Annotated in this window: 7 protein-coding genes; 1 reads left to right on the top strand and 6 read right to left on the bottom strand. The window is 74.3% G+C overall.

Annotation, left to right across the window (positions count from 1 at the left end; genetic code table 11):
* Positions 1-500: TetR/AcrR family transcriptional regulator (locus GTW43_RS04690; RefSeq protein ID WP_161300345.1), on the bottom strand; the 500-nt coding region annotated here is incomplete at its 3' end.
* Positions 501-615: 115 nt separating this feature from the next.
* Between GTW43_RS04690 and GTW43_RS04695 the strand changes: the two genes are divergently transcribed.
* Positions 616-1,581, top strand: coding sequence for an NAD(P)-dependent alcohol dehydrogenase (locus GTW43_RS04695; RefSeq protein WP_161300346.1), 966 nt, complete (start codon positions 616-618; stop codon positions 1,579-1,581).
* Positions 1,582-1,629: 48 nt separating this feature from the next.
* Here GTW43_RS04695 and GTW43_RS04700 read toward each other — a convergent pair whose 3' ends face one another.
* From GTW43_RS04700 to GTW43_RS04720, 5 genes are all read right to left on the bottom strand, one after another.
* Positions 1,630-2,259 (bottom strand): bifunctional 4-hydroxy-2-oxoglutarate aldolase/2-dehydro-3-deoxy-phosphogluconate aldolase, encoded by a 630-nt coding sequence (locus tag GTW43_RS04700; RefSeq protein WP_161300347.1) that lies wholly within the window; start codon positions 2,257-2,259, stop codon positions 1,630-1,632.
* A gap of 26 nt (positions 2,260-2,285) precedes the next feature.
* Positions 2,286-2,549, bottom strand: coding sequence for an HPr family phosphocarrier protein (locus GTW43_RS04705; protein WP_161300348.1), 264 nt, complete (start codon positions 2,547-2,549; stop codon positions 2,286-2,288).
* A complete protein-coding gene (locus tag GTW43_RS04710) occupies positions 2,546-3,655 on the bottom strand; it encodes a DgaE family pyridoxal phosphate-dependent ammonia lyase (protein ID WP_202501042.1) in 1,110 nt (369 codons plus the stop codon). Before GTW43_RS04710 ends, GTW43_RS04705 begins: the two co-directional genes overlap by 4 nt.
* A gap of 69 nt (positions 3,656-3,724) precedes the next feature.
* Positions 3,725-4,465 carry a DUF4310 family protein gene (locus GTW43_RS04715; protein WP_161300349.1) on the bottom strand — a complete coding sequence of 247 codons (741 nt, stop codon included), beginning with the start codon at positions 4,463-4,465 and terminating at the stop codon, positions 3,725-3,727.
* A 13-nt stretch (positions 4,466-4,478) separates the two neighbouring features.
* Positions 4,479-4,960: DUF4311 domain-containing protein (locus GTW43_RS04720; RefSeq protein WP_161300350.1), on the bottom strand; the 482-nt coding region annotated here is incomplete at its 5' end.

Genomic DNA, 4,960 nt, shown 5'->3' on the forward strand with positions numbered 1-4,960 from the left:
TGCGCCATGAGCACCACCCCGAGGTCCGAGGGCTCGAAGTCGGCCCGCAGCGCACCGGCCGCCTGGGCCCTGCGCACCAGGGTCCGCAGCTCCCCCTCCGCACGCCGCCTGGCCCGCGCGTGCGCGGCCGACGTGTCCGGGGACGCCGCCATGAACGCCGCGGGGAAGCCGCGCTCCTCCCGTTGCAGGGCGCACACGGTCTCGACGAGCCGCCGGAAGCCCCGCCACGGATCGGGATCGGCGAGCGCGTCGGTCAGCGCGCCCGCACAGGTCCGCATCTGCTGCTCGAACGCGCCCTGCACGAGCACGTCCCGGGTCGGGAAGTGCCGGTAGAGCGTCGCGACCCCGACGCCGGCCCGGCGGGCCACGGTGGCCATCGGCGCGTCGATCCCGTGCTCGGCGAAGACGGCGCGGGCCGCGGCGAGCACCCGCTCCCTGTTCCGCCGGGCGTCCGCCCGTGCGCCGCCGCCCGGTCCGTCGATCCGAGAGGATTCCGCCATCACTGTCTCTCGCTTCCCGCCCAAGTGGACGATCTCGTCCGTTTACGAGCTTACGGTCGCAGAGCGGGATCCGCCGGTGGTCCCGCGTCCGGCACGGCGGCAGAGGCGGAGAACCATGAGCGACCCCACGATGAAGGCAGTCCTTTTCGACCGCTACGGCGCCCCCGACGTCCTCTACGTGGGCCGCAGGCCCCGCCCCGCGCCCGGCCCCGGCGAGGTGCTGGTCCGGGTGCGCGCGTTCAGCGTGAACGGCGGCGAGCTGGCGGCCCGCGCGGGACGTGTCCGGCTGCTCACCGGCCGGAGGTTCCCCCAGCGGGTGGGGCTGGACCTCACCGGCGAGGTCGCCGGGCTCGGCGCCGGCACGACGGGCTTCACGGCGGGCGACCGGGTGTGGGGCGTCCTCGGCCGCACCTCGGGTTTCGGCAGCGCCGCCGAGTACGTGGCGGTGCCCGCCGAGCGGCTCGGCCAGGTCCCGGCGGGCCTCGACCTCGTGGCGGCCGCGGCCCTGCCGGTGGCCACGACGGCGGTCACGGCGCTCGGGGACAAGGCAGGGCTGCGCCCCGGCGAGCGGCTGCTCGTCCGGGGCGCGGCGGGCGGCGTCGGCAACGCCGCGGTGCAGCTGGGGCGGGCCCTGGGCGCCGAGGTCACCGCCCTCGCCCGGGCCGCCAACCTCGACTTCGTCCGCGACCTCGGTGCGCACGAGGCGCTGGACCACCGCGCGGTGACACCGGCCGGGCTGGGTCGCTACGACGTGATCGTGGACACCGCAGGATCCGACCTCACCGCCCACCGCAGGCTGCTCGCGCCCGGCGGGCGGATGGTGACGATCGCCTTCGACCTGTCGCGGCCGGTCGCCTCGCTCGGCGCGATCGCGGCCAGTGCGGTGCACGGCTCCTCGCGCATCCGCTTCTTCAGCGGCAACCCGCTGCGCGCGGACCTCGACGCGCTGGCCCGCCATGTCGAGGCCGGCGAGCTGCGCCCGGCGGTGGACACCGTCTTCCCGCTGAAGGAGACGGCGGCCGCGCACCGGGCGCTGGAGGCGGGTGGCGTGCGGGGCAAGTACGTCGTCAGGGTCGACTGACGCACCGCCCGCACCACCGTCCGGGCCGGTGGCCGGCCTTCGCGACGGTCAGCCGAGGGACGCCCTGAGGCGGGCGACGTTGGCCCTCAGGTCGCCCCGGGACAGGTCACGGCCGATGCTCACCGTGAACGCCCCGGCGGCCAGCCATTCGGCGGCGTTGTCGACGCTCACCCCGCCGGTGGCCATGATCCGCGCGCCGGGCAGGACGGACAGCACGGACCGCAGGTAGTCGGTGCCGCCGATGTTCGCGGGGAACAGCTTGGCGACGCCGCGCCCGGCCGCGACGCGCAGTTCGCTGGGGGTGAGTCCGCCCTCGACGAGCAGCCGGCCCGCGGCGTCGGCCACCGGGCGGACCTCCGGCACCTGGAAGGGGCTGACGAGGAAGTGCGCCCCGGCCGCCAGCGCCCGCTCGGCGATCTCGGCCGAGGTGACCGTGCCGAGCCCCAGCGTCACCTCCGGCGCCTCGCGCGACCAGGTCTCGACCAGCTGCTCCCAGCCAGGGGTGGTGGCGGTGAACTCGAAGGCGGTGAGGCCGGATTCGAGCAGGGCGCGGGCGGTCCGGTCGGCGGCGTCGGCGTCGGCCTCGCGGACCGTCGGGGTGACACGGGCCAGGCGCAGCCGCTCGACGACGTCCTTCACGGCGGGAGCGGCGGGTGCAGCGGGCGCGGCGGGGTTCATCGGGGGCTCCGTCGGGTGGGGCGCGGTCATGCGGGATCGGCGATGCGGGCGAGGGCGTCGAGCGTGGACTCGGCGTCGGAGCCGGAGGCACGGAGCACGATGGCGTCGCCGCAGCGGATGTTGAGCGTCATGAGGGACAGGACGCTGCGCGCGGGCACAGCCGTGCCGTCCTCGCGGGCGACGGTCACCTCGGCGGTGGCGCGGGCGGCGGTCTGCGCGAAGGCGGCCGCGGGGCGGGCGTGCAGCCCCGCCTCCTCGGTGACCACCAGACGGCGCTCGACGACGGTCATCGGTGTGCTCCCTCGAACAGTGCGGTCAGTCGTTCCACCAGCAGCTCCTCCTCGTCGGCGCGCAGCGGACGCGGGTCGATCATGAGGCGGCCGGTGACGGCATGATGGTCCCTCACATGAACGCCCACGGCGGCGAGTTCGGCCGCGAGGCCCGCGGCGTCCCGTCCTGCGGCGGCCGGGTCCACGGTGAGTTCGGTGCGGTGGATGGCACGGCCCGCCTCGTCGCCGACGACCCGGGTGGTGATGCCGGGCAGCACCGCGAGACGGGCGGCAAGCTTCTCCATCCGCGCGCGCTGCCCGCCGGATGCCTCCGCACGGTCGCTCCCGTAGTCGCGCAGCGCCTGTACGAGGCCGAACAGGGTCTCCTTGCCGACCTTCATCGGGCGGGCGATCCCGCCGTACTGGGCCCGGCAGGCGGCCATCCGGGCGGCGCTGCCGCAGATCATGCCCGAGGTGGGTCCGCCGACCGCCTTGCCGCCGCTGTAGACGACGAGGTCGGCGCCGGTCGCCGGCCAGTGCCGCAGGTCCTCCTCGGCCGCGGCGTCGACGATGACCGGGATGCCGTGGCGCCGGCCGGTCTCCACGGTCTCCGCGAGGGAGACCATGCCCTTCTGGACGGCGTGGTGGGACTTGACGTAGAGGAGGGCGGCGGTGTCGGGGCCGATGGCGCCCTCCAGGTGTGCGACGGTCACCTTGCTGGCCGAGCCGACCTCGACGGCCCGGCCGCCGCCGAGGGCGACCATCTGCCGGATCGGCGCCCCGAAGTGGACCGAGTGCCCGAACGGCAGGACGACCTCGCGGGGCGCGTCGCCCGCGTCCGGCAGGGCCTCGATCCGGGACAGGTCGGTACCCGCGATCACGGAGGCCACCGCGATGGCGATCCCGGACGCGGCGCCGGTCGTGGGACAGCCGTCCTCGGCGCCGGTGGCCCGGGCGATCTCCCGGCCGACGGCGACGAGCAGATCGTCCATGACGACGTGCTGCCGGGCCGCTTCGCCCATGGCGGAGATGACGCGCTCGTCGAGCACGCTGCCGCCGAGCGCCGTCATCTTTCCGCTGGCGTTGACGGCCGGGGGGACGCCCAGGTCCTCGTGGAGAGAGTGCACGCTGAAATCCTTGAACTCTGGTGACGTGGTGGCCTGTTGGCGCGCGGACGGGCCCGGGGCCCGCGCGCGCTACTTGCCGGGGATCGGGAAGAAGAGCCCGGCGAGCATCGCGCCGATGATGGCGCCGCCGGTGAGGGGCTTCTTCCACTTGTAGAAGGCGAGGGCACCGATCGTGGAGCCGAGCCCCACGGGCAGCGATGCGGTCGCGGCGGAGATGATGACCAGCGGGCCCAGATAGCGTCCGGCCGAGTTGCCCGCGCCCATCATCACGTCGGCGCCGAAGGTCGAGGTGCCGCCCGTGGAGTTCACCGTGGCCCGGCGGATGGCGATGATGGCGATGCCGATCAGGCCGCCCAGCAGCGCGCCCACCGGGATCGCCAGCCAGAAGTGCTGGAGCGGCGCGGTGAACCCGGCGCCCAGGAGCATGGCGGGGATACCGATGCCGACGCCGGTCTGGAGCGAGCCGCCGATGTCGAGGATGCCGACCATGGGCCCCTCGATGACCCGGGCGAACAGGAACCCCGCGCCGAAGGCGGCCGCCGCTCCGTAACTGCCGTTCTCGATCCCGGCCTTGAGCATCGAGGCGACGGCGACGTCGCTGAACACGCCGGTGTCGTAGACGTAGTACAGGTGGGTACCGGTGAAGATCCCCGCGGCCAGGCAGGCCACGAAGACGGGGAAGGCCCACTCGGCGAGCCAGAAGCTGCCCTCGCCCGGCACCTTGCCGAGGAATCCGCCCCTGGCCTGCTCGGCGCCCGTGCCGGGTGCGGGTGTGCCGCCGCCCGAGGCGGCCGTGGATGTGTCGGTCATGTCGGTGCCTGCCTCACTGGGGCTTGGTGCCGGTGGAGTCGTGGAGCTGCATGAGCCAGTGCGGTATGTCGACCTTCATCTGCTCGAGCAGGGTGATGTCGACGCCGCGCAGGAAGGTGCTCGCCACGAACAGCGTGATCACGGCACCGGCGAGGGACTTGGTGACCTTCGTCCAGCCGAGGTCGTCGACGCCCTTGCCGATGACGATGCCCAGCACGATCCCGGGGACCGCGTTGCCCATCACGAGGTGTCCGAGCCCGCCGAGGACCGTGCCCCACGCGCCGGTGCGCCGGCCCGCGTCGACGGCCGCCATCCAGAAGATGATCGGCATGACGGGGTTGATCAGCCATTCGGACGCCGGGCCGAGCACCTTCGCCGCGACCTCCTGGAGGGAGTGCGGGATCGAGGCCGCGGTCGTGTTGAGCAGCGTGATGAGGACCATGCCGACGACCGTGCCGGTCAGCGCCATGCGGCGCGGGTTGTGCAGCGTCTCGT

This window comes from Streptomyces sp. SID5785, from assembly GCF_009870065.1.
Classification (GTDB): domain Bacteria; phylum Actinomycetota; class Actinomycetes; order Streptomycetales; family Streptomycetaceae; genus Streptomyces.

Excerpts from the sequence above, each read along its gene's own strand:
- GTW43_RS04695 (WP_161300346.1), top strand. The coding sequence starts at position 616 with ATGAGCGACCCCACGATGAAGGCAGTCCTTTTCGACCGCTACGGCGCC.
- GTW43_RS04700 (WP_161300347.1), bottom strand. The coding sequence starts at position 2,259 with ATGAACCCCGCCGCGCCCGCTGCACCCGCCGCTCCCGCCGTGAAGGAC.
- GTW43_RS04705 (WP_161300348.1), bottom strand. The coding sequence starts at position 2,549 with ATGACCGTCGTCGAGCGCCGTCTGGTGGTCACCGAGGAGGCGGGGCTG.
- GTW43_RS04715 (WP_161300349.1), bottom strand. The coding sequence starts at position 4,465 with ATGACCGACACATCCACGGCCGCCTCGGGCGGCGGCACACCCGCACCC.